Raw genomic sequence first — 22888 nt, 5'->3', positions numbered from 1 at the left:
CCCCCGGAATCTCCGGGCGACTCCGGGGCCTATCCCAAGGTTTCGCGCAGGCGGTGCCAGAGCATGCCCAGGGCCAGCAATGGGACGCGCAAGGCGGGGCCACCGGGAAAGGTCATGTGCGGTACGGCGCTGAAGATATCCATGCCCTGGCTGTGCCCGGCATGGATCGCCTCGGCCAGCAGGCGTGCGGTCCAATGGGTGACATTCAGCCCGTGACCGGAATAGCCCTGGGCGTAGTACACATTGGGGTACTGACGCAGGCGCCCGACCTGGGGGAAGCGATTGGCGGTGATGCCGATCTTGCCACCCCACTGGAAGTCGATGGCCGCCTCGCTCAAATGCGGGAACACCTTGAGCATCTTCGGCCGCATATAGGCGCCGATGTCCGCTGGGTCACGCCCTGAATAGTGACAGGCGCCACCGAACAGCAAGCGCCGATCCGCCGTCAGCCGGTAGTAGTCGAGGCCGACCTTCTGGTCGCACAGCGCCAGGTTGCCGGGGATCAACTGCACAGCGAGCGCTTCGGGCAACGGCTGGGTGGCGATGATGTAGCTGCCCGCAGGCAGTACCTTGCCACTCAGGCGCGGCTCCAGTTCATCCAGATGGGCATTGCAGGCCAGCACCAGGCGGCCGGCGCGTACAGTGCCGCTGGCGCAGCGCACCTTCACGCTGTCGCCATGGAGCAACTCCAGCACCGGACTGTGTTCGAAGATCCGCACCCCCAGGGACGCGGCGATTTGTGCCTCGCCCAGTACCAGCTTGAGGGGGTGCAGGTGCCCCGATCCCATATCCACCATGCCGCCGGCATACAGCGACGAGGCCACCACCTGGTGCATCTGCTTGGCCGTTACCAGGCGTGTGGCGTGGCGGTAGCCCAGGTCTGCCAGGCTGTGCTGTTCGGCCTGAAACGCCTTGAACTGAGCCGGGGTATTGGCCAGTTCGCAAAAGCCCCAGCGCAGGTCGCAGTCGATGCCGTGCTCGACGATGCGCTGGCCGACCACCTCCACCGATTCGATCCCGGCGCGTTCAAGGTAATTCACCCCCTCGCTGCCCACGTAGCGGGCAAAGCCGCTGACGTCATGGCCAATGCCACGAATCAGCTGCCCGCCATTGCGGCCGCTGGCGCCCCAGCCAATGCGCCGGCCTTCCAGGAGGATCACCGAGAGGCCGCGCTGGGCCAGCTCGATGGCGGTGTTGACCCCGGTAAAACCACCGCCGATCACACAGACATCGGCGTCCAGGTCGCCACTCAGGGACGGATAGTCGGGCAGCGCACCGACCGAGGCGGCGTAGTAGGAGCGGGCATGGCCCGAGACTATGGGTTGATTCATTTGTTGGACTTCACTTTGCTCCAGGAGCGGGTCATCAGACGCATGATGGCCGGCGTCGGGGTGGTAGAGATGTACAGCTTGTCCAGCACTTCCTGAGGTGGGTAGACCTCGGGGTTGTTGACCAGCTCGGCATCCATGTACTGCTTGGCCGCCGGGTTGGGGTTGGCGTAGCCGACGTAGGCGCTGACCTTGGCGATCACTTGCGGGTCCAGCAGGTAGTTGATGAAGGCATGGGCCTGCTTGAGGTTGCTGGCGTCGGAGGGAATCGCCAGCAGGTCGAACCACAGGTTGCTGCCTTCCTTGGGAATCGCGTAGGCGATGTTGACCCCGTTCTTGGCTTCCTTGGCGCGGTTGGCCGCCTGGAACACGTCGCCGGAGTAGCCAAAAGCGATGCAGATATCACCGTTGGCCAAGTCCGAGACGTACTTGGAAGAGTGGAAGTAGGTGATGTAGGGGCGCAGGGTCAGCAGCTTGGCCTCGGCTTTCTTGTAGTCCTCGGGGCTTTCGCTGCGTGGGTCCATGCCCAGGTAGTTGAGCATCGCCGGGAACACTTCATCTGCCGAATCCATCATCGACACGCCGCACTGCTGGAGCTTCTTCAGGTTCTCGGGCTCGAACAGCACCGCCCAGGAATCGATGTGGTCGATGCCCAGCACCTGCTTGACCTTGTCGACGTTGTAGCCAATGCCGTTGGTTCCCCACAGGTAGGGCACCGAGTGCTGGTTGCCAGGGTCGTTCTTTTCCAGCAGGGCCAGCAGCTTGGGATCGAGGTTCTGCCAGTTGGGCAACTGCGAGCGGTCGAGCTTGAGGAAGGCCCCGGCCTTCACCTGGCGGGTAAGAAAGTGGTTGGAGGGCACCACCACGTCGTAGCCGGTACGCCCGGCCAGCAACTTACCCTCCAGGGTTTCGTTGGAGTCGAAGACGTCGTAGATCACCTTGATCCCGGTTTGCGCCTGGAAGTCGGCGAGGGTGGTCTGACCGATATAGTCGGTCCAGTTGTACACGCTGACGCTGGGCTGGGCCTGGGCAGCAGTGCTGGCCAGGATCGCCAATGCTGCCGGGATCACTGCTTTCAAAAGACGCATATCGACACCTCTTCGAGTTATTTTTGGTGATTGCACAATCGCGGGTTTTAGACGCTGAGCAGCAGGAATTCACGCTCCCAGGAACTGATCACGCGCTTGAAGTTCTCGTGTTCGGCACGCTTGACCGCCACGTAGCCACGGACGAACTTGCGCCCCAGGTACTGCTCGATGGTCGGGCAATCTTCCATGTGTGCCAGGGCGTCTTCGATGGTGATCGGCAAGCGCAGGTTGCGGCGCTCATAGGCGCGACCTTCCACGGCGGCACTGGGTTCGATGCCCTCGACCATGCCCAGGTAGCCGCACAGCAGGCTGGCGGCGATGGCCAGGTAAGGATTGGCGTCGGCCCCGGGCAGGCGGTTTTCAACGCGCATCGCGTCCGGGCTGGAAGTCGGCACCCGTAGGCCAACGGTGCGGTTTTCCTCACCCCACTCGACGTTCACCGGGGCCGAGGTGTCCGGCAGGAAGCGGCGGAACGAGTTGACGTTGGGGGCGAACATCGGCAGCACCTTGGGGATGTACTTCTGCAGGCCGCCGATGTGGTGCAGGAACAGCTTGCTTTTCTCACCGTTGGCGTCGACGAAGATCGGCTTGCCGGTGGCGATGTCCACCACGCTCTGGTGCAGGTGCATGGCGCTGCCCGGCTCGTCGGCCACGGGCTTGGCCATGAAGGTGGCGGTGACGTTGTGCTTGAGTGCCGCCTCGCGCAGGGTGCGCTTGAACACGGTGATCTGGTCTGCCAGGTCCAGGGCGTCGCCGTGACGGAAGTTGATTTCCATCTGCGCCGGGCCGTCTTCGTGGATCAGCGTGTCGAGGTCCAGGCCTTGGGCTTCGCACCAGTCGTAGACATCTTCGAACAGCGGATCGAACTCGTTGGCGGCATCGATGGAGAACGACTGGCGGCCACTTTCCGCACGACCGGAACGGCCCAGTGGCGCCTTGAGCGGCAGGTCCGGGTCTTCGCAGCGCTGGGTCAGGTAGAACTCCATTTCCGGTGCGACGATCGGCTGCCAGCCCTTGTCGGTGTACAGCTGCAGGACTTTCTTCAGCACGTTGCGCGGCGACAGCTCGATGGGGTTGCCGTGCTTGTCGAAGGTGTCGTGGATGACGATTGCTGTCGGCTCGATGGCCCAGGGCACCAGGTACATGGCGGCGGAATCCGGGCGGCAGATCATGTCGATATCCGCCGGGTCCAGCAGCTCGTAGTACAGGTCGTCGTCGACAAAATCCCCGGTTACCGTTTGCAGCAAGACACTTTCCGGCAGGCGCATGCCTCGCTCATGCAGGAACTTGTTGGTGGGTGCGATCTTGCCGCGGGCAATGCCGGTCAAGTCGCTGACCACGCACTCTACTTCGGTAATCTTGTGATCTTTCAGCCAAGAGGAAAGCTGATCGAAAGGGGCGTTCATAAAGACCTCGATTATTGGTTTTATCTGCTCCGAGGTGAGCGGGAGTATCCCGGCAAGGCTTCCCCTGCGGCGCATTGACGACTATCTTGGGCGAGCCTTGATGTTCCATCTATCCACTTTAAGCAGCACCAAAGCGCACCAAAAGAGTGCGCAAGGTCCCCCGATGACAGCCTCCAATCCGCTTCAGGTCCAAGCATTCAACACCTTCGATGTGGCCGATCAGATCCGTGCCACCCCGGGCTGGGTGCAGCATTACCAGCAAATGTCCCCCGGGCATTTCAATGGTCTGGTGCGCTACCTCGACCTGCAGGGCGTCGAGATCTACGAGGAGTGCATGAACACCCGGGTCGAGCAGAATTTCAGCGCTCCCGCAGGCGCCCTGGCGTTCTGTTTCGACCGCAGCGACAACGCCCTGTACGTGCTCAACGGCGAAAGTCGCAACATCTGGATCACCCCGGAGAACTACCAGGAAGTGGCGGTGGTATTCGGCCCCGAATTCGTCCAGCGTCATGGCCTGGGAGTGGAGCGCCTGGACGGCTTGTTCATGGCGCCGCTCAACAGCCAGCAGAACGCCTTGTTCTGCCGCTGGCTCAGCGGCACCTTGACCCGCTTGTCCCAGACCTTCGATCCACCGAGCCGCGAAGCCCTGACCCAGCAGTTGCTGGACGATTGCCTGTACATCCTCGACAACGCCTGTGTGCGCCTGGACCCTGGCGGCCTGCAACGGCGCAGCGAGGAGCGGGTGATCATGCAGCGGGTGGCGCAATGGGCTGCCGATGTGCCCGAGGAAACCCTCAACCTGCTGGAATTGTCCCAGGTGGCCGGGGTTTCCCTGCGTCAGTTGCAAAGCGCGTTCAAGGCCTTTACCGGCATGGCCCCCAGCCAGTGGCTGCGCCTGCGCCGGCTCAACAGTGCGCACCGCGAACTGCTCAGCCGCGGGCCCAGCGAGACCACCGTGGCCGAGGTGGCGATGCACTGGTCGTTCTGGCACCTGGGACGGTTTTCCAGCAGCTATCGGGCGCTGTTCAGGGAGTTGCCCAGTGAGACGTTGAAACGTCGGCCGGGGTGATGTAACAAGTCTTTTCAAGTTTAACTAATGAAGTTCATTCGCTTTGCGGCGGCATGAACTTTACGAGCATTAACTATCCTTAGAGTCTAGGCTTATTTAGACTTGATCGATTATCGCCTTGCGCTCTGAAGGAAGACTGAAAAGTCTGCCGTTGAGCACCTCCAAGAAGATTCTCGGATACCCGGAAGATGACTCTTGTGGTCTGGGAATCTGCAAGATTTTATCCTTGTTTGGCACCAGTGATGGTGTCACTTATTAGTTTGAATTAACCTAATATCCAAGGAGTAAATCGTGTCTATCAAAATGATCAAGCAACTGTTGGCCACATCAGTAATCTGCGCATTCGCCACTAGTGCGATGGCTGCTGATGGCACCATTAGTTTCACCGGTGAAATTACTTCTGCCTCTTGTGTGATCTCCGCCGGTGGCGGTACCACTGTTGGTGGAAGCGCAGGTAAGCAGGAGATCGAAGTCAAACTCGGCAAGGTCAGTATGGACTCCCTGGGTAGTGGCAGTTCCGCCGGTATCGTGGGTGGCACCGCGATCAACCTGAACCTGGATTGCGGCAACACCGGTACAGGCCTGAACACCGTCAGCGTCAACTTCGACCCGATGTCCGGTTCCGGTGTCGACTTGGCCAACAACAGTCTGTTGAAGACGGTGGGCAGCGCCAAGGGTGTGGGCATCGGTCTCTACGACGTCGACAGCAACTTGCTGAACTTGTCCGCGAACCAGAGCTTCGATGGCAATCTGGTCAAGGGCGCAGACGACAAGTACAGCGCCATCCTCAATCTGCGCGCGGCCTATGTCGCCAACGGTGAAGCCTTGGAAGCAGGCCCCGCCGACGGCACCCTGCCGTTTACCCTGACCTACAAGTAAATCTCCGTCCAGCGGGGGCGCAATGCTCCCGCTCTCAGCGAGTGACTTATGAAAAGTTTTTTTACAGTGCGTTATCGCCCGGCGCTGATCCTGGCGCTGTGGGTGTTTTCCGGTGTCTGTTCGGCGGGAATCCAGTTGGGCGGCACCCGTATTGTCTACCCGGCGGCCGATCGTGAAGCCTCGATCCTGGTGAGAAACCTAGGCTCGGCGGACATCATGATCCAGTCGTGGATCGAGGCGGATGCTCGGGATCAGGACGCCGATGTACCGTTCGCCATTACTCCGGCGCTGGCGCGGATGGGCGGCAACAAGCAACAGATGCTGCGCATCTTCTACCACGGCAAGGGCCTGGCCGAGGACCGTGAATCGGTGTTCTGGCTCAACGTCCAGGAAATCCCCCAGCAGGCCAAGGAGGAGAACTCCCTGCAGGTGGCAATCCGCCAGCGAATCAAAGTGTTCTATCGCCCGGCGGCGGTGACCGTAACCCTGGAAGAATCCGCCAGCCAATTGCACTGGCGCCTGGTAACCCGTGATGGCGCGGTTCAACTGGAAGTGCAAAACCCTTCAGCCTTGAACATCTCCCTGGGAACTTTGACATTGAGTAGCGGGCAACAAAGCTACAACGTGCAAGAGCAAATGATTGCCCCGAAAAGCACCGTCTACATGAAAGTCAGAAGCCTCGGTGCAATGCCCAAAGGCCAAGCCCAGCTTCACTGGGAATCGATCAATGATTATGGCGCCCTGATCAAGCACGAAACCAAACTCGGTCAATAAACCTGGTTGAGCGTTTTATATTCTTGATGGGTTCCATTGTTTGAATGAAACGCAGCCTCTCATATGGGAAGCCGGATAAACTCATGTCGAATTTAAGAAAAAAATGGAGTTTGAAGTTCAGTTCGCAAGCAGGTTTTTCCTGGCTGGCGGCGATGGGCTTGCTAAGTTCGCCTAGTGTTCTGGCTGCGCAGTTCAACCCGTACTTTCTCAAAGACAAAGGGGTCGCAACAGATCTGCATTTTTTTGAAAAGAATAACGGCGTCGTGCCCGGCACCTACAGTGTCGATCTGTTTTTGAACCAAACCCTCAGCCGACGTCAGGACGTGACCTTCGAAGCCGATAGCGAAAGCGGTGAAGTACGCCCCGTGCTTTCCATCGCACTGTTGCGCGAATTGGGCGTGGATATCCAGCGCCTGGAAAAGGAAGGCTTGTTGCTGCCCGGCAGCGATGAGGCAGACATCTACGATATCAACCGCATCGAAGACGCTTCGGCTGAACTCGACGTGGCCAGCCTGACCCTGTCGGTGAGTATTCCCCACGCTTATATCCTGCGCAGCTCTCACGGTTACGTTGACCCCTCGCTGTGGGACGAAGGCATCACTGCGGGTTTCAGTGACTATCAGGCCAACTTCAACCGCAACAGCAACAAAAGTTTCACGAGCGACTACGCCTACCTGGGCCTGCGCAATGGTTTCAACATCGGCCCATGGCGCCTGCGCAACGAGTCGTCGCTGACCCAGGGCACGGGCATGCAGCGCAAGTTTTCCAGCAACCGCAGTTATGTGGAGCGCGACGTTTCCAGCCTCAGCAGCCGGGTGTCCTTTGGCGAGCTGTACACCAACGGTGAGATCTTCGACAGCACGCGGATTCGCGGTGTGTTGCTGGGCTCCGATATCGGCATGTTGCCGGACAACGAAGTCGGCTATGCGCCGGTGGTGCGCGGCATCGCTGAAACCAATGCGACGGTGGAAGTTCGGCAGAACGGCTACGTGATCTACTCCACGGCCGTGTCTCCAGGGGCCTTCGAAATCCGCGACATCTACCCCGGTGGTTCCAACGGCGACCTGGAAATCAAGATTATCGAGGCCGACGGCCGCGAGCGCAGCTATTCACAGTCTTACTCCTACCTGCCGGTGATGACCCGGCGCGGCAACCTGCAATACAGCGTGGCGGCCGGGCAGTACGACAACCAGGACAGTGCTTCGCCGAGCCTGGTCCAGGCCACCGGGGTCTATGGTGCTGGCGACAACCTCACGACCTACGGCGGCTTTCTACGCTCCGAGGGTTATGACGCCTTCAACCTGGGCCTGGGGCTCAACACCCCGGTGGGCGGCATGTCGGTGGACGTGACCAACAGCCGTTCGCAGCCGGATCACGGCGAGAAGAAACAGGGGCAGAGTGTGCGCTTTCTGTACTCCAAGACCCTGAACCAGACCGACACCACCTTCACCATGGTCGGTTACCGCTACTCCACCGATGGCTACCGCACCCTGAGCCAGCACGTGGATGAGCAGGAGTACGTCTCCGGGCGCAGCGAGGGCTACAACTTCGGCCGGCAAAAAAGCCGCATCGACCTCAACGTCAACCAGTCGTTGCGCGGCCGCGGCTCGCTGTTCGTCAGCGCCGGTGAAACCAGCTACTGGAACCGCGCCGGGAGTACCCGGCGCCTGCAGATGGGCTACAGCGGCAACCTGAAGAACGTCAGCTACAGCCTGTCGCTGTCGCGCACCCAGAACTCCGGCAGCTCCCAAGGCTCGGACAACCAGGTGTCGCTGTCTTTCAGCGTTCCCTTTGGCAGCCCGGGGCGCTCCCATCGTCTCTACAGCAACATGACCTCTTCGGGCAATGGCCAGCGCAGCCTGCAGTCGGGCATCAACGGTTACATCGACGATGCCGCGACCCTGTCCTATTCGGCCCAGGCCGGGGTGGATCAGATCGACAGTTCCGCCGGTGTCGGGCTGGGTTGGGACGCGCCCTCGGCGCGGCTGGCGGGCAATTATTCGCGCAGTGGCGACAGCCGCCACATGGACCTCACGGCCTCCGGGTCGGTGGTGGCTCACGCCGGCGGCGTGACCTTTGGTCAACCGGTAGGGGAGACCTTCGCCCTGATCGAAGTGCCGGGGGTGAAGAACGTCGGCCTGCAAGGCTCCAATGCCCGCAGCGACGGTTCCGGCTACATCGTCAGCAGCTATGCACAGCCCTACCGCTACAACTGGGTGAACCTGGATACCCAGACCCTGGGCAGCGATGTGGAGCTCAGCGAAAGCTCAAAAATGCTGGTGCCGCGCCGTGGCGCCATCGTCAAGGCGCGCTTCGAGGCCGAGTCCGGACGCCGGGTGCAGTTCGAGCTGAGCCACGCCGCCGGTGCGCGGATTCCCTTTGGCGCCCAGCTGCTCGATGAGCAGGGCAAGCAACTGGCCGTGGTGGACAACATGGCCCGCGCCCTGGCGTTCGGGATCAAGGAGCAGGGGCGGTTACGGGTGACCTGGGGCGATGGCAGTTGCACCTTCCCCTACCAACTACCGCAAGCGGATAAATCCACGGTGTATGACCGGGTAGCGGTGGTCTGCGCTGATCAAGATACAGAGAGGTAACCCAGTGCGAATCATTATTTTATTATTGGCGACCGTATTTTTGAGCATGGCTTTCGATACAGCGAGGGCAGATAACCCCAATAACTGCTATTGGCGCATTTGGAATGGCGAGATAAACGGCGGGAGCGAGCGAAAGGAATTTAATGTGAACACACCGAGCACCATGAAGTTGCAGATGGTGGCAGTGGGCAAAGTAATGGCGACTTCGGCCGATTACCAAGTGTCAGACGACACTTTTCAATGTCCTATGCCTCTCGTGACTACCGTTAAAGTAGCTTATGAAATCGCCCCTGATAGTGGCGCAGAGCTCGAGAGTGGTTATAGAGATGTCTACAAGACCGGAGTGGCGGGTATAGGCATCAGGTTCAGGGTGTCTGAGGGCGCTGGTGTCTCGATACCTACCTCATTTAGTTATGGAAACAATATGACCGTGGTGGCTTCTGTTATAAGGAACCTTAAATACGAGTTCGTTCGGACAGCCCAAGGCGTGGGTTCCGGCGACCTCAAGCTGAATGTCAAGATCAGGCTCATGGTGGACCAGTGGTACGCCGCGAATATCAATATCAATGGCATCACCCGTGTGGAAACCGGCGGTTACTTCGCCGGCTGCGCAGGGGTGAAAAAAAATATCAACGTGCCCATGGGCAAGGTCTGGGCGGGGGATATGAAGGTCGAGGCTACACCTACCAAGTCATTCGACCTCGATGTGCTTTGTACCGGCTTGCCTGCCGGAACCAAGTTGCCGGTCAAGGCCTACTTCGAGGGCAACTTCCGCACTGCGGGTCGTTTGAAACTGTCCAATGGTGGGGCGGGTGGCGTGGAAATCTCCGTGCTCAATGAACAAGGGATAACACTGCCTATTTCCAAGGCCAACGCCATGGCCATGAAGTGGATGCGCAGTGATGCAAGTGGCGAGTTGTACAACCTGCCGATCAAGGCCCGCTACGTCAAGATTCCGGGCTACTCGATTACTGCGGGCAAAGCCGATGCAACGCTCAACTATATCCTCGAGTACAACTAAGCCTTGGCTCAGTGTGCTTGCAGTGAATGGTTGAGGGCCAGCAGTGCCTGTTCAAGGCGGGCTACGACCGCGCGTAGTTGCTGCTCATCGGCATCGTCGGCAATCCGCTGCTCCAGGGCCAGGCACAGGGCCAGCAACTCTTCGATGTCGAGTAGATAGGCCGTGCTCTTGAGCTTGTGGGCAATGGCGTTCAGGTCGCTGCGGTTGCCAGCGGCCATGGCGCTGCGCAATGCCTGCAGTTCCTGAAGGTTGCTGTTGATCACCTGTTCTGCCAGCGCCGGCGGCACCTTGTCACTCGGCGCAGGCTCTGCACTGGTCTCGGGGCGCCGCTCGCGGCTGAGCATGGGCACCACCCGATTCAAACCGGTGAGGTTGACCGGCTTGGCCAGGGCGCTGGTCATCCCCGAGCTCAGGCAACGCTCCAGTTCTTCAGGCTGGGCACTGGCGGTCAGGCCGACAATGACGCATGGCCGAATACCCAGTTGGCCTTCCATGCGCCGGATCGCCTGGGTCATCTCGTGGCCGCTCATCTGCGGCATGTTGCAGTCGGTGATGATGATGTCGATGTCATGCTCCTGCCACATGGCCAGGCCTTCCAGGCCATTGTCGGCGATCAGCGCGTGATGCCCCAGGTAGTTGATCTGCTGGTCCAGCAGGTACTGGCTGGGCAGGTGATCCTCGACGATCAGCACCGTCAGCGGGCGCTCAATGGCACTGGCCGTGGCTTGTTCCGGCTCATCGACCAAGCACCCGACTTCGTCGCTGACCCGTTCGAATCGCGCCTTGAAGGTCATGGTGGTGCCAACCCCGGGCTCGCTGTCCACGCTCAGGTGGCCGTCCATCAACAGGCTCAGCGAATGGCTGATGGACAAGCCCAGCCCGGAGCCGGCGTTGGGGTTGTTGACCGCGCCCTCGATTTCAAAGAAAGGGGTGAATACCTGCTGCAACTGCGAGGGCGCAATGCCGATGCCTTCATCAGCCACGCTGACACTGAAGGCCAGGGAATTGTCGTGGCTGTCCTGGCCCTGGCAGCGGATCCGAATGCAGCCCTGGTCGGTGAACTTGATGGCATTGCTCAACAGGTTGGAGAGGATCTGCTTGAACTTCTGGCTGTCGATCCACACCTGCTCGGCGGCCAGGGCATCCAGCTCCAGGTAGATGTCCAGATGCTTTTGCCGGGCCAGGCCTTCGAACACCTTGCTCACGGACAGGATCAGTTCCTTGAGGCTGGCCGTTTCGGGGCGCAAGGTCAGCTTGCCGGATTCGATCCGCGAGATATCGAGGATGTCACCGATCAGCCCCAGCAGGTTCTGCGCCGATTCGTGGGCGATCTGCACTGAACGGGTATTGAGCGCCGCGGCGTTCTTGCGCGCCAGGACCAGTTCCAGCATGCCGATGATCGCGTTCAGCGGGGTTCTGATTTCATGGCTCATGGTGGCCAGGAACACCGTCTTGCTGCGGCTGGCTTTCTCTGCCGAGTCCTTGGTGACCCGCAGTTCATCGAGAATCAATTGGCGTTGCATCAGGTCGAATCGTTTACGAATGATCTTCTGCCGCTGGCTGAGAATCCACCAGGCGGCCAGGGCCAGCATCACGCCGAGCCCGCCGAAGGTGTTCCAGATGGACGACGCCACGCCTTCCCAGTATTTGTCGTCGGTGGCCGAGTTGGCTCGCCAGCGGTCGACAATCTGCAGGTATTCCTGCGGGCTGATCTGCGCCATGGCCTTGTCCAGGACCGAGGTCAACAGTGCCTGTGTCCTGGGCGCGGCGAAGGCAATCTGTGCCTCCTGGCCGGTGATGACACCGTTGATCTTCAAGCTGCTCTCGTATTTGTAGGACAGGTAGTAACGCGCCAGATTGGCGGGCGCCAGTGCGAAATCCACGCTGCCTGCACGTACACGATTGAACGCATCGGCGATGGTCAGGGTTTCCCTGATCTGCAACTTCGGGTACTGCCGGCTCAGTTCATCGCGTTGCAGGTAACCCATGGCGGTCGCTGCTTTACCGCTTGCGTCCTGGTCCAAGGGTTTCAACGGCGGGGCATTTTTCTGCCGCACGATAACGTAAGGGGCGGTGACAAAAGGGCGGGTGAACAGCAGGGATGCATGGTGCGGGGTGATATGGGTCAGCACACTGAGGTCCGCCCCGGCATCATGTAGCCGAGCATAGGCTTCGCTCAGGGAGCTGACCCGGATGATGTCGAAGCGCAGTCCGGTCTTGTGGCGAATGATGTCCAGGACATTCGAGGTGACACCGCTGAAGCGGCCTCGCGTATTGAAAAATGCATAGGGCGCCAAGTCTTCGCTGACCACCAGCCGCACCGCTGGCGCATGGTCCAGCCAGTCGCGCTCGGCAGCCTCCAGGCTTGCGCGAAAGCCGTTCAACTCGCAGGTTTCCTCGCTACCCCACAAGGCCAGCGCCGAGGCCAACTGACAGCGGTCGAGGCCACCCAGCGCGCGCTCAAGCAAGCCATACAAGCGCCGGTCCTGTGGCGCGACGGCGAAGGCTACCTGGATTTCCGGGCGTTGGGCGCTGACGTTGACCACCAGTTGCCGGCTGAACAGCTGGCTGGACAGATAACTGGTGGACAGGGTGTCTCCCAGGTAGACATCAGACTCGCCATCGAGCACCGAAGCCATGGCCGAGAGGGGTGATCCGTACACGGTGATCAGGCCTTGCCCGCCGTTGCTCTGGTAATGCTTCAGGCCTATGCCGTGGGTGGCGGCGATCCGGGTATGGGCCAGGCTCAGGTCACTGTTGTAGTCGCGCAGGTCGCCGCTTTCGGCAAACAGTGCCAGCTCGGTGAAGGCGTAAGGCGGGCTCAGAAGTACATGGTGGTCTTCGGCCTGAGCCCGGCTTGCGGTATCGACCATATCCACCTGGCCTGCGCTGAGGGCCTGGTAGGCGGCCTTGATCGAAGGGTAGGTGCGAACCTTGATCGGGATACCCAGTTCCCGTTGCAAGGCGGCCAGGAAGTCGGCGCTGATGCCTTCCATTTCCTGGCGCTCATCGTTGATTTCACGGTAGGGCGGGAAGTCCTGGTTGACGGTTGCAACTAACAACGACTGCTTCTGGCGTAGCCAGGCCTGCTCGTCGGCGCTCAATTGCAGGCGCACAAACTCAAGGGGCTGGCGAGCACGTATGTTGAGTTCAGAGTCTTGGGCGAATAGAGGGGGGGCGAACAACAGTAACATCAGCACAAACAGCCATGGGCGCTTCAGTGACTTCACATTGTGGCTCTCAGACGAGATTGTTTTGCCTGGCAATGTTTACCAGATCTACCACCGAGGTTACGCCTAGTTTGCTGAGAATGTTGATTTTGTGGCCGCTGACGGTCTTGTTGCTCAGGTGCAGTTTCTCTGCGATCTCAAGGTTGGTCAGGCCCTCGGTCAGCAGCTTGAGCATCTCCAGCTCGCGGTTGGTCAGCACCGCCAGCATGTCGCTGCCGTTCCTGTGCCGGTCGGCATCATGCAGCGGCATGGACTTCTTGGGAAAGAACACGTAGCCCTCGACGATGGTGTCAACCGCCTTGAGCAGCTTGCTCAGCGGCTCGTTCTTGCTGACAAAACCACTGGCGCCGGCCTGCAGGCAACGCATTGCGTAGGTATCGACCGACTGGGCGGAGAACACCAGGACCTTCACGTCCAGGTTCGACAGGGCAATGCGCTTGAGTACCGTGAGGCCGTCCATTTTCTCCAGGCTGACATCGAGGATCACGATCTCCGGCTTGAGCGACTCGATCATGTTTAGCGCGCTGAGGCCATCGGCAGTCTCGCCAACGATGGTGTAACCCTCGGCTTCCAGGGTTTGTCGAACCGCCTGGCAGACCACCGGATGATCATCAACAATCAGTACGTTCTTGCCCATGGCAGATTATCCAAAGTCGAAATATTAGTGAGCTTGATAACCCGCAGCCTCCAGTGACCAGGTATTAACTGGTTATGACTGGGAATTTTCCTAAGTATTTAGCGAGTTTTCTGGCAGGTTTTGTTGGAAAAGAATGCCGGATAAGAGTCTTTTGGTCACCAGAATCTTGCTGGATGAATTGCAAGAATTCGCCCCAGAGCTAGCAAGAAAAATCTTACAAATGGGGGTTTATGACAAATCATCTCGTCTGAAAATTCTCAGAGAGCAGGGATGGCAATACGCCATAAAGCATTTAAAGTAAGTGCCCCTCACCCCCACGCTCAAGGATTGACGATGCGCCACACTGGATTCTGGACCCGTTGCCAAACGACCTTGCTGACCAGCTGCCTGCTAGGCCTGCCATTGGCCGCTCTAAGCCTTGAGGTCCAGGCCGCGGAGCCTGATTTCATCACTCTGGTGATCGAGAACGAAGGCGACTATCCCATCACCTTCGAGCCACCGTTCAACGTCAATTCCTCGGACTTCGAGCGCAAATACCCGGTTGATGTGCCCAGGTACGCCACCGTCAAGGGCATGGAGTCGGGGCCGGTGGTGATCGGTGCGCGCCAGCAGGGGATGCTGGTGATGGCCTTGAGCAAGCCGATGTTCAATATCCTCGATATCTTCAGCAAGGACTGGGGCTTCAACCTCAAGTTCTGCCAGGAACGGGGGGCCTGTGACGAAGCCCGGCTCAGTGGGACCATCCGCTCCACCACCAGCTTCAACTGGAATCAGTCGAAAAACTTCAGCGATGCGCAAGTGCGCAACATGACCAACGATGAGCTGGACGCCTACGCCAAGACCAAGGTCATGATCTCGGGAATTCTGACCACCCTGAGCAGCGTTCTCGGCCTGCCGTTCGGTGCTGCCGGCATGATCGGCGGCCTGCCGGATGTGCAGAACTTCAAGGTGACCTTGAAGCAGCAATGCAACGCACGCTTCTCGATGAACCTGGAACCCTCGCTGGCGCCGAACGGCGATTTTCTCGTCGACTTGCGGGTCAACCGCGTGCTGCCCAGCGACATGACCAACTTCAACGGTTTTGTCATCGACGACAGCGCTGTGGTCGGCAGTGGTCTGCGCCTTGTGGAAAACGGCTGCCGCGACGGCCGGCAAGCCCAGTGCCTGATCAGGTTCAACGGCGGCACCGATGTGAGGAACCTCAACACCACCGAGTTCGCCGTCACCGATCGCGCCGGTTGCAAGGCCGGCGACAAGCTGGCCTATTCCCAGGGCGCCTTCATGCTCAGCAACAAAGTCGGTTTTCCGGTGCGCTACACGCTGTTCATCAAGGACCGGATGGTCGACAACGGTGAAGTCTGGCCCGACCAGAACAAGGACCTGCGCCAACTGGTAGGCCAGGTCATGGCCACCGTCGGTGACCAGGAATGCCCGCAGACCCAGGACCCCTGGATGGGGGGGCGGCGCATGGGGGTCTGTCCGCTGCGCCTGGAAGTCCAGGGTGATGGCGGCCCGGGGCTCAAGGGCAGCCTGCGTTGCAGCCTGTCCATGCGTCAGGGCACCGTGGGCGACCCGAATGCCGACTACATGAACCTCTACAGCCTGACCGGCTGCACCCCCGGCATGCCGGCGTCCATCAGCCCGGTGACCGATTTCTACCAGATGGATATCAAGCGCATGGTGCCGCTCAGTGGCATGTACAAGATGCTTTCCATCGATCTGATCAAGCCGAAACAGCAATAGGGACTCCGGTCATCAGCCGCACTCGGGAAGCGCAAACGAGCAGAAGGACTCAAGCAGATGTCGGCAACACAGGCTTTCACTGCCCCGGGCGGGCACGATGCGGCGCTCACCCAGGAAGCGGACGATCTTCTCGATCGCTGGCCGGTGGCCAAGTTGATCTACCGCATGATCACCGCGACGCCCTCGGGCTGGTCGACCCGGATTGGCCTCTACGGCCAGTGGGGCAGTGGCAAGACCAGTGTGTTGAATTTTCTGCAGCAGATTGCTGAGGACGCAGATGACATCGTTGTGCGCTTTCCCGCGTGGCAGATCAGCGGGGAGGCGGGGTTCGTGGCTCAGTTCTATCTGGAATTGACCGCGGTGTTGCAGCGCAAGGGGCAGGCCGAAGCGTTGCGGCCCTGGTTGCAGCGCTTGAGCAAAAAGGTCACGGACACTCTGAGCAAGGTGTCGAATTCCGCTGCTCAGGTGACCCTTCCCGAGTCGGTCGAATACGCGCCGGTGATCAGCGCGGCGGCCCATGTCTCGGGAGTGGTCTTTGACAAGCTCAGTGGCATGCTGCAATTGCAAGCCGAGGACCTCAACGCACTGCGCGCACAACTGGGAAGGCGGCGGGTGATCGTCTTTATCGACGACCTTGACCGGGCCGATCCGAAGGTCATTCCGCAGACACTTCTGGCCCTGCGGGAGTTGCTCGACTGGCCGGATTTCGTGTTTGTCCTGGCGTTTGACAAGGAGCTGGTCAGCCGGGCGTTGAGCGGTTACTCCGCAGCCTTCGGTGAGTCCGCCCAGCACTTCCTGGACAAGATCATCGACATCCCGTTTGCCTTACCGGAGCCCACGCCGAAGCAAGTGCAGAAAATGGCCGCGAGGCACCTGAAGGACTGCTGCCCGTTCCTGCTCGATGAAACCATCGAACAGACGGCCGAGTGGTTCCCGGCCAACCCGCGCCAGGCCAAGCGCATCTGCCGCAGCTTGTCGGTATTTGGCGCTGCGGCTGACCGGCATGCCGACGACGAGCTGGATTGGCGCGGGATCATCCTGCAGACCCTCTTGCGAGAGACTGAACCCAAAGTGGCGCTGCGTGTTGAAGAGAACATGCTGGGGTTCCACTCGGCATGGCGACCGGCGATGTTCAACCAGAGCAATGCCAAAGAACAGGAGCAGCATAAACACGCCGCGCTCGCGGCCGCTCAACATCCCCAGGACGAACTGAAGAACAAGCGCCTGTTGCGGCTGCTGGACGAGTTGGGGAAGGCCAGGAGCAAATTGTCCCTGGAACGAATCAACTATGAAATGAGCCTGGCAACACGTGAGGTCGAGTTCACCATTCCCGAGTTTTCCCAGCTTCTGGATATCTGGCGGGAGCAAAGGAGCCCAGGGTGCATTCACCACTTCATCCTGACCGCGGCCAGTAGAAGTGGCGCTGCAGAGACCGTGGTAGCCAGTGCGATGTTGAACATTGCCAATATTCAATATGGCCAGCTACTCGGCAGAACGGCATCGATCTACTCACGGCAAGAGTTTGAACAGGCATTGCACCAAGCCAGTGAGTTGTTGGCATTGATCGAGTTCTTCTACAGCGATGAACTCGATGGCGCCATGTCCGTTGTCCGTACCGGCCACGCTATCTGCCTGGAGTACATCCGGCGCTTCTTCTACTTGGCTGGTCAAACAGGCAGCGCCGGTGAACGGCGCTTGCGTGAACGCGAATTGCCGCTGCTGCGGGTCATTGCCGGGCAATGTGATGATGCCAAACGCCTGTATCTGGATGTCGAGCCCAATCATCGCAAGGTGTTCGTGCCTTGCTGGCAAGAGCAGCCTGCTGTTTACCAACACTACATGGGCGCCATACAGGAGGTTACTGCGCCGCGCCTGGTGGATGAGGCGATCAACCAGTTCGGGTTGCCCTACGGTGTAAACAACGTGTTCCTGGAGGATGACGCGCAGTTGCGCTGGGTACTGACAGCAGACGTATCACCACTGTACACAGGAAAAACCAGGGACTATGGCTGCGAACAGTTCAAGGCATTGATCCACGGCGCTCAAGAGCTGAGTGGCAAGGCAATCATCGCCAAGAATGCCTTGAGTTATCTGGGCCTATTTATCAGCAGCAGTGAGTCAAGCTACGTATTGCTCACTTACCAGGCGCATTTGCATCTGGACTATATCCGTCTGGCTTGGCAGGCCGTCAGCCAGTTGGAGCCGACCCTGCAAACCCTGACTTACCTGAAAGTGCTGAAAGGCAGCCTGGAGGCGCTTATGCAAGCGCCTGAGGGTTTGAGCACACCTGTCTGGTGGGACGGCAGGCCTGGTGATATCGAGTCCGAGTTGCCAGCGCTTTGATTGCCTTCAACGGCTTGAGGCGTCATCCGCCTCTTTGCGCCGGCTAACCCGGTGGCAACAAGCGCAACGGATCTACGGGTACGCCATTGGCGCGGATCTCGAAATACAACTGGGCGCGGTCGGTGTCCTGGGAACCGGCCTCGGCGATTTTCTGGCCCTTGATCACCATCTGGCCTTCCTTGACCAGCAGGCGGCTGTTGTAGGCGTAGGTGCTGGTGTAGGAGGGGCCGTGCTGGAGGATCATCAGGTTGCCGTAGCCGCGCATGTAGCCGGCGAACGCCACCTTGCCGCCCAGGGTGGCGTGGATCGGCTGGCCCTGGGTAGTGGCGATGCGGATGCCCTGGTTGAGCTTGCCGGTGGGCGAGAAGCGGCCGATCAGCACCCCGCGCAGTGGCCAGCTCCAGCCCTGCAAAGTGACCTTGGGCATCGGCGGGGCAGGCGGCGCGGCCTTGCCCTTGCTCTTGCTGGTGGTGCTGCGCGACTTGCTGCTGATTACCCGGGTGGTCCTGGCCGCGCCGCCAACCCGCAGCACCTGGCCGACTTCCACGGTATAGGGCGCCTTGAGGCCGTTGACCCGCGCCACCACCTTCCAGTTCGTGCCGTTGCGGCTGGCAATCGAATACAGCGTGTCACCACGCTTGACCCGATATTCACCGGCCTTGAGGGGCGCGTTGCCGCCAGGGCTGGAGGAGTTGGAGCTGCAGGCCGATACGGCTAGCAGCAAGGCAATCAATAGGAGTCTGACGAACACGTGGCTTCCACTATTTCCTGATAAAGCCATCCAGCCTGAACCCCGCTGCGTGCAGCCTGGGTAACCGGCGATGCGCACGGCGGGCAACTATACCGGTTTGCTGGCGATGAGGCGCGTAATAGACTGCCACAGCCCCTATAAATTCAATCACCTAGTGATCGAGCGCAAGCGCATGCGGTACTTGGCGTTGAGGCTGGATGGCGGGTCTTCCTGGTAATTTCTTGAAATATACAAGCCCTGGGGAGATCGCTGGGAATCATGCATACCCCTTGGGAAATCATTAAAGACGTCGGCGTCTGCCAGAGTAGACCCTCCTTGGCCCGACATTCCTCTGCGAGCGCCAGAGCGTGCCATTGCCCCCGACTTTCCCTCTGTGCCAAATGGCTGTCTGTGCCGTCGCTGAGCACCGCGGGCTTCTTCCTCTGGCAACACCACTATTCGTTTCAGGCCGCCGCTGGCTGGCAGCTGGAATAACTCCAGGCAGACATCCCCAAGGCGGCGAGCCATGTTGCGGCGGGCTCTGTCGATGTGACCGAAGAGTTGCCTGAAGGCAAGGGCGCCTGTTGAACAGCCTTGCCAATAGCAGCTGCAGCGTGATCCTCAACTCACTGTCGAAGCCCGATGGCCAGGCATCATTTGGCGGTGGGCTAATGAACCCTCGGGGGACGCGTGTATATCCGGATGACCAATCAAGGGGCGTAAACGGTTCAGAGGGCGCTGTAGTGATTATTTGTAAATGCATTTACTATATGCTTCTTTGGCAACCGATCCAGGGAGCGGAACATGCAGATCAAAGAGTCCATCGTAATTAGAGCGAATCCACAGCAGGTGTTCGGCTTGTATCAGGACGCCGCTGGCTGGGCTGGCTGGGACCCGGAAGTGACAGGGGCAAGCCTGCCGGATGGTCTCAATCAAGGGGCTACAGGCTGGCTGAAACCCAGGACGGGGCCGAAAGCCAGCATTCAGATTGTTGAAGTCAGCGAGGGTCGCTCGTTCTCGGTCCAGAGCCGTTTACCGTTGTGCCGCATGCTGTTCGGGCACAGCCTGGCGCCGAATGATCAAGGCACGGTAGCCACCCATTGGGTCGAATTTTCCGGGCCTTTGAGCTTTGTGTTCCGGCGGCTGATCGGCAAGTCGATTCAAGCCTCCTTGCCCAACACGATGCGCGGCCTCAAACAAGCCAGCGAAGCCCGGGCAGGCCTGGCATGAGTGCGGACAAGTGGCGCGCTTCCGGGTACGCAGGGCCCAGTGACAGCCCGGGTTTCCGGTTCTGGCGCGACTTCCTCGACTGGCAGCGCCAGCTCAATGCCCGGCTCAAGCCCTTGGGGCTCACACAGCCACAGTTCGCCATTCTGGCGGTCTGCGGTTGGCTGACACGGGAGGGCGAGCCGATCACTCAAAGCGGCATTGCCAACTTTACCGGCATGGACCGCATGCACATCTCGCAAATTGTCGCCCGCCTGGAGCGAGACGGATTGCTGGCAAAGCGTACTGACCCAAACGACCAGCGCGCGAATCTGCTGTCCCTCAGCGAAGGTGGCCAGCAGCAACTACGCCTCGCCATGCCCATCGTCGAAGCGTTTGACGCAGAGTTCTTTCTGGCACGCGATGCGGCATCACGGCCGGCCAGTGGGGCCTGCGAGCTGTAGTGGGGCGACTTTCAAACGCCGACATGCTGATAGACCGCGGTGCTCCAATACTGGCTGCCGTCAGTCTGCTGGCGGGTCCATCCTGCTGCCGCCAGCTGTTGACCGACTCGGCGATTCATTCAGTCATGCCCGAGCAGCAGCGATGGGCTTTGCGCCTATGGCGATCTATCCGGTGACCCGGCCTGAAGCCTTGACGCAGGCCCACATCAAACACGTCTTCACGGTTTTGGAGCCGCTATTGGGTGAGGAACGGTCGACCGCGCAAACCCGCGCGGCCCTTTAGGGTCGCGCGGGGCCGGCACTCAGTGTGGCGCGCGAGGGATGGTCTTGAGCAGGTCTGCGGGGCTGATATGGCCGACGACGGAATCGGCGGTGCTGCCCGGCAGCGGCAGGTCGAGGATGTGGCCCTTGATCTTGCCCACCACGTGCATTTCGCAAGGCTTGCAGTCGAACTTCAGGGTCAGCACTTCGTCACCGTGCACCAGTTGCATGGGAGCAACCTTGGTACGCACACCGGTGACGCCCTTGGCCTGCTTGGGGCACAGATTGAAGGAGAAGCGCAGGCAGTGCTTGGTGATCATCACCGGTACTTCGCCGTGCTCTTCATGGGCTTCGTACGCCGCGTCGATCAGCTGCACGCCATGGCGGTGATAGAAGTCCCGGGCCTTCTGGTTGTAGACGTTGGCCAGGAACGACAGGTGCGAGTCCGGGTACACCGGCGGCGGGTTGCTCTCGGCCTTGCGCGCGCCCCGTGGATGAGCGGCGCAGCGCGCAGTGTCCAGGGCCTCGATGACTTCCCGGCGCAGGGCCTTGAGCTGGGAGTTGGGGATGAAGTACGCCTGGGGCGCGTCCAGCTTGATATCAGTGGCGTGGTAGAGGGTCGTGCCCAGTTGCCCCAACAGGTCGCGCAGTTGCTCCAGGGCCTGTTGCGGTTTATTGGCCACACCAAACGGCCCGTCGAGGGCGACGCGGGCGCTGATGCCTTCTTCACTGGTGGCGGTCAGTTCCAGGCGCTCTTCACGCAGTTGGGCAACCCAGGTCAGGCCGATCCGGCGTTCGGAAGAGGTGCGGGTCAGGGCCTGTTGCCAGTTGTGGTCGAGGTTGCGGCTCAGCGGATGGTTGGGGCGCAGGCGATCCAGGCCTTCGGGCATTTCGTTGGGCTCAACGCGATAGCGATAGCGTTTTTCACCGTCTTCCTCGAACTCGCCGCGGGCCTCGGCGATGTTCGCGCGAAAGCCCACCACTTCGCGTTTGACCAGCAAGTTGAGGCCGTCGCCATTGGACAACGGCTCGGAAGTCACCACTTGCAAGTCACGCTTGCCGACCTTTTCCACCACGCCTACCGGCAGGCCGGTGAAGGTGGGTGAGTCAAAGGCGCCAATGTCGATCTTGCGGTCGCTGACAAAGTAGTCGGTGCTGCCGCGGTGGAAGGTCTTGTCCGGGTCGGGCACGAAGAAGTGCGCGGTACGGCCGCTGGAGGCGCGTGCCAGGTCCGGGCGGTCTTCGAGCACATCATCCAGGCGCTGGCGGTAGTAGGCCGTGATGTTCTTCACATAGGCCATGTCCTTGTAGCGCCCCTCGATCTTGAACGAGCGCACGCCGGCTTCCACCAGGGCGCGGATGTTGGCGCTCTGATTGTTGTCTTTCATCGACAGCAGGTGCTTTTCGTAGGCGATCACCCCGCCATGCTCGTCCTTGAGGGTGTAGGGCAGGCGGCAGGCCTGGGAGCAATCGCCACGGTTGGCGCTGCGGCCGGTCTGCGCATGGGAGATGTTGCACTGGCCGGAAAAGGCCACGCACAGGGCGCCGTGGATGAAGAACTCGATGGCCGCATCGGTTTCAGCGGCAATCGCGCTGATTTCCTTGAGGTTCAGCTCGCGGGCCAGGACCAGTTGCGAAAAGCCCGCCTGGTCGAGGAACTTGGCCCGTTCCAGGGTGCGGATGTCGGTCTGGGTGCTGGCGTGCAGCTCGATCGGCGGAATATCCAGCTCCATGACCCCCAGGTCCTGGACGATCAGTGCATCGACACCCGCGTCGTACAACTGGTGGATCAGCTTGCGCGCCGGCTCCAGTTCGTTGTCATGCAAGATGGTGTTGATGGTGGTGAACACGCGGGCGTGATAGCGCCGGGCGAACTCCACCAACTGGGCGATATCGCTCACCTCGTTGCTGGCGTTATGGCGCGCGCCGAAGCTTGGGCCGCCGATATACACCGCATCGGCGCCATGCAGGATGGCTTCGCGGGCGATGGCTACGTCGCGGGCGGGACTGAGCAGTTCCAGGTGATGTTTGGGCAAGGACATATTTTTTTAATCAGGCTTGTCACGGTCGAGGCGCGCATTGTAGCGGTGAAACGCTTGACCGGCACCTGTGTGC

At 60.2% G+C, this 22888-nt stretch carries 17 protein-coding genes; 9 read left to right on the top strand and 8 right to left on the bottom strand.

Going from position 1 to position 22888, the window contains the following annotated elements; translation table 11 throughout:
• Nucleotides 1-29 precede the first annotated feature (29 nt).
• From GV819_RS25780 to GV819_RS25770, 3 genes are read right to left on the bottom strand one after another with little or no spacing between them, the layout of a single operon-like run.
• The gene (locus GV819_RS25780) at nucleotides 30-1331 is read right to left on the bottom strand and encodes an NAD(P)/FAD-dependent oxidoreductase (RefSeq protein WP_161758867.1); all 1302 of its coding nucleotides are present in this window, start codon (nucleotides 1329-1331) and stop codon (nucleotides 30-32) included.
• Nucleotides 1328-2416: a polyamine ABC transporter substrate-binding protein gene (locus GV819_RS25775; protein WP_161758866.1), complete on the bottom strand. Its 1089-nt coding sequence runs from the start codon at nucleotides 2414-2416 to the stop codon at nucleotides 1328-1330. The genes GV819_RS25780 and GV819_RS25775 overlap by 4 nt, the downstream gene beginning before the upstream one ends.
• Before the next feature lie 47 nt (nucleotides 2417-2463).
• The gene (locus GV819_RS25770; RefSeq protein ID WP_161758865.1) at nucleotides 2464-3822 is read right to left on the bottom strand and encodes a glutamine synthetase family protein; all 1359 of its coding nucleotides are present in this window, start codon (nucleotides 3820-3822) and stop codon (nucleotides 2464-2466) included.
• Nucleotides 3823-3985: 163 nt separating this feature from the next.
• On the opposite strand from GV819_RS25770, the gene GV819_RS25765 reads away from it, so the two are divergent.
• The 5 genes from GV819_RS25765 to GV819_RS33495 all read left to right on the top strand — a co-directional run bounded on the left by GV819_RS25765 (nucleotide 3986) and on the right by GV819_RS33495 (nucleotide 10159).
• Complete coding sequence (locus GV819_RS25765; protein ID WP_161758864.1) at nucleotides 3986-4891, top strand: helix-turn-helix domain-containing protein; 906 nt, start codon at nucleotides 3986-3988, stop codon at nucleotides 4889-4891.
• Between the two features lie 291 nt (nucleotides 4892-5182).
• Complete coding sequence (locus tag GV819_RS25760) at nucleotides 5183-5770, top strand: fimbrial protein (protein WP_368668942.1); 588 nt, start codon at nucleotides 5183-5185, stop codon at nucleotides 5768-5770.
• Between the two features lie 48 nt (nucleotides 5771-5818).
• On the top strand, nucleotides 5819-6544 hold the full coding sequence (locus GV819_RS25755) for a fimbrial biogenesis chaperone (RefSeq protein ID WP_161758863.1): 726 nt from the start codon (nucleotides 5819-5821) through the stop codon (nucleotides 6542-6544).
• Between the two features lie 83 nt (nucleotides 6545-6627).
• Nucleotides 6628-9138: a fimbria/pilus outer membrane usher protein gene (locus GV819_RS25750; protein WP_161758862.1), complete on the top strand. Its 2511-nt coding sequence runs from the start codon at nucleotides 6628-6630 to the stop codon at nucleotides 9136-9138.
• 4 nt (nucleotides 9139-9142) lie between these two features.
• Nucleotides 9143-10159, top strand: a complete 1017-nt coding sequence (locus GV819_RS33495) for a fimbrial protein (protein ID WP_161758861.1) — start codon at nucleotides 9143-9145, stop codon at nucleotides 10157-10159.
• 8 nt (nucleotides 10160-10167) lie between these two features.
• Here the strand turns inward: GV819_RS33495 and GV819_RS25740 are convergent, their stop codons facing one another.
• Both GV819_RS25740 and GV819_RS25735 read right to left on the bottom strand, forming a co-directional pair.
• Entirely contained in the window at nucleotides 10168-13389 is a 3222-nt protein-coding gene (locus GV819_RS25740; RefSeq protein WP_161758860.1) for an ATP-binding protein, read from the bottom strand.
• A 10-nt stretch (nucleotides 13390-13399) separates the two neighbouring features.
• Nucleotides 13400-14026, bottom strand: coding sequence for a response regulator transcription factor (locus GV819_RS25735; RefSeq protein WP_161758859.1), 627 nt, complete (start codon nucleotides 14024-14026; stop codon nucleotides 13400-13402).
• Between the two features lie 333 nt (nucleotides 14027-14359).
• Between GV819_RS25735 and GV819_RS25730 the strand changes: the two genes are divergently transcribed.
• Together GV819_RS25730 and GV819_RS25725 are read left to right on the top strand one after the other, a co-directional pair.
• Nucleotides 14360-15769 (top strand): hypothetical protein, encoded by a 1410-nt coding sequence (locus GV819_RS25730; RefSeq protein WP_161758858.1) that lies wholly within the window; start codon nucleotides 14360-14362, stop codon nucleotides 15767-15769.
• 57 nt (nucleotides 15770-15826) lie between these two features.
• On the top strand, nucleotides 15827-18112 hold the full coding sequence (locus GV819_RS25725) for a KAP family P-loop NTPase fold protein (RefSeq protein WP_161758857.1): 2286 nt from the start codon (nucleotides 15827-15829) through the stop codon (nucleotides 18110-18112).
• Between the two features lie 43 nt (nucleotides 18113-18155).
• Here GV819_RS25725 and GV819_RS25720 read toward each other — a convergent pair whose 3' ends face one another.
• Nucleotides 18156-18863, bottom strand: coding sequence for a peptidoglycan DD-metalloendopeptidase family protein (locus GV819_RS25720; protein WP_368668941.1), 708 nt, complete (start codon nucleotides 18861-18863; stop codon nucleotides 18156-18158).
• Between the two features lie 783 nt (nucleotides 18864-19646).
• On the opposite strand from GV819_RS25720, the gene GV819_RS25715 reads away from it, so the two are divergent.
• On the top strand, nucleotides 19647-20072 hold the full coding sequence (locus tag GV819_RS25715; RefSeq protein ID WP_161758856.1) for an SRPBCC family protein: 426 nt from the start codon (nucleotides 19647-19649) through the stop codon (nucleotides 20070-20072).
• The gene (locus tag GV819_RS25710; protein ID WP_161758855.1) at nucleotides 20069-20512 is read left to right on the top strand and encodes a MarR family winged helix-turn-helix transcriptional regulator; all 444 of its coding nucleotides are present in this window, start codon (nucleotides 20069-20071) and stop codon (nucleotides 20510-20512) included. The genes GV819_RS25715 and GV819_RS25710 overlap by 4 nt, the downstream gene beginning before the upstream one ends.
• Before the next feature lie 11 nt (nucleotides 20513-20523).
• Here the strand turns inward: GV819_RS25710 and GV819_RS33040 are convergent, their stop codons facing one another.
• The gene (locus GV819_RS33040) at nucleotides 20524-20631 is read right to left on the bottom strand and encodes a phosphoglycerate mutase (protein WP_256667593.1); all 108 of its coding nucleotides are present in this window, start codon (nucleotides 20629-20631) and stop codon (nucleotides 20524-20526) included.
• Nucleotides 20632-20814: 183 nt separating this feature from the next.
• Complete coding sequence (locus GV819_RS25705; protein WP_161758854.1) at nucleotides 20815-22815, bottom strand: peptidase U32 family protein; 2001 nt, start codon at nucleotides 22813-22815, stop codon at nucleotides 20815-20817.
• Between the last annotated feature and the right edge of the window lie 73 nt (nucleotides 22816-22888).

Origin of the sequence: Pseudomonas sp. Fl5BN2, from assembly GCF_009908205.1 — a bacterium.
GTDB lineage: Bacteria > Pseudomonadota > Gammaproteobacteria > Pseudomonadales > Pseudomonadaceae > Aquipseudomonas.
This window is presented reverse-complemented; position numbering and strand designations above follow the sequence as displayed.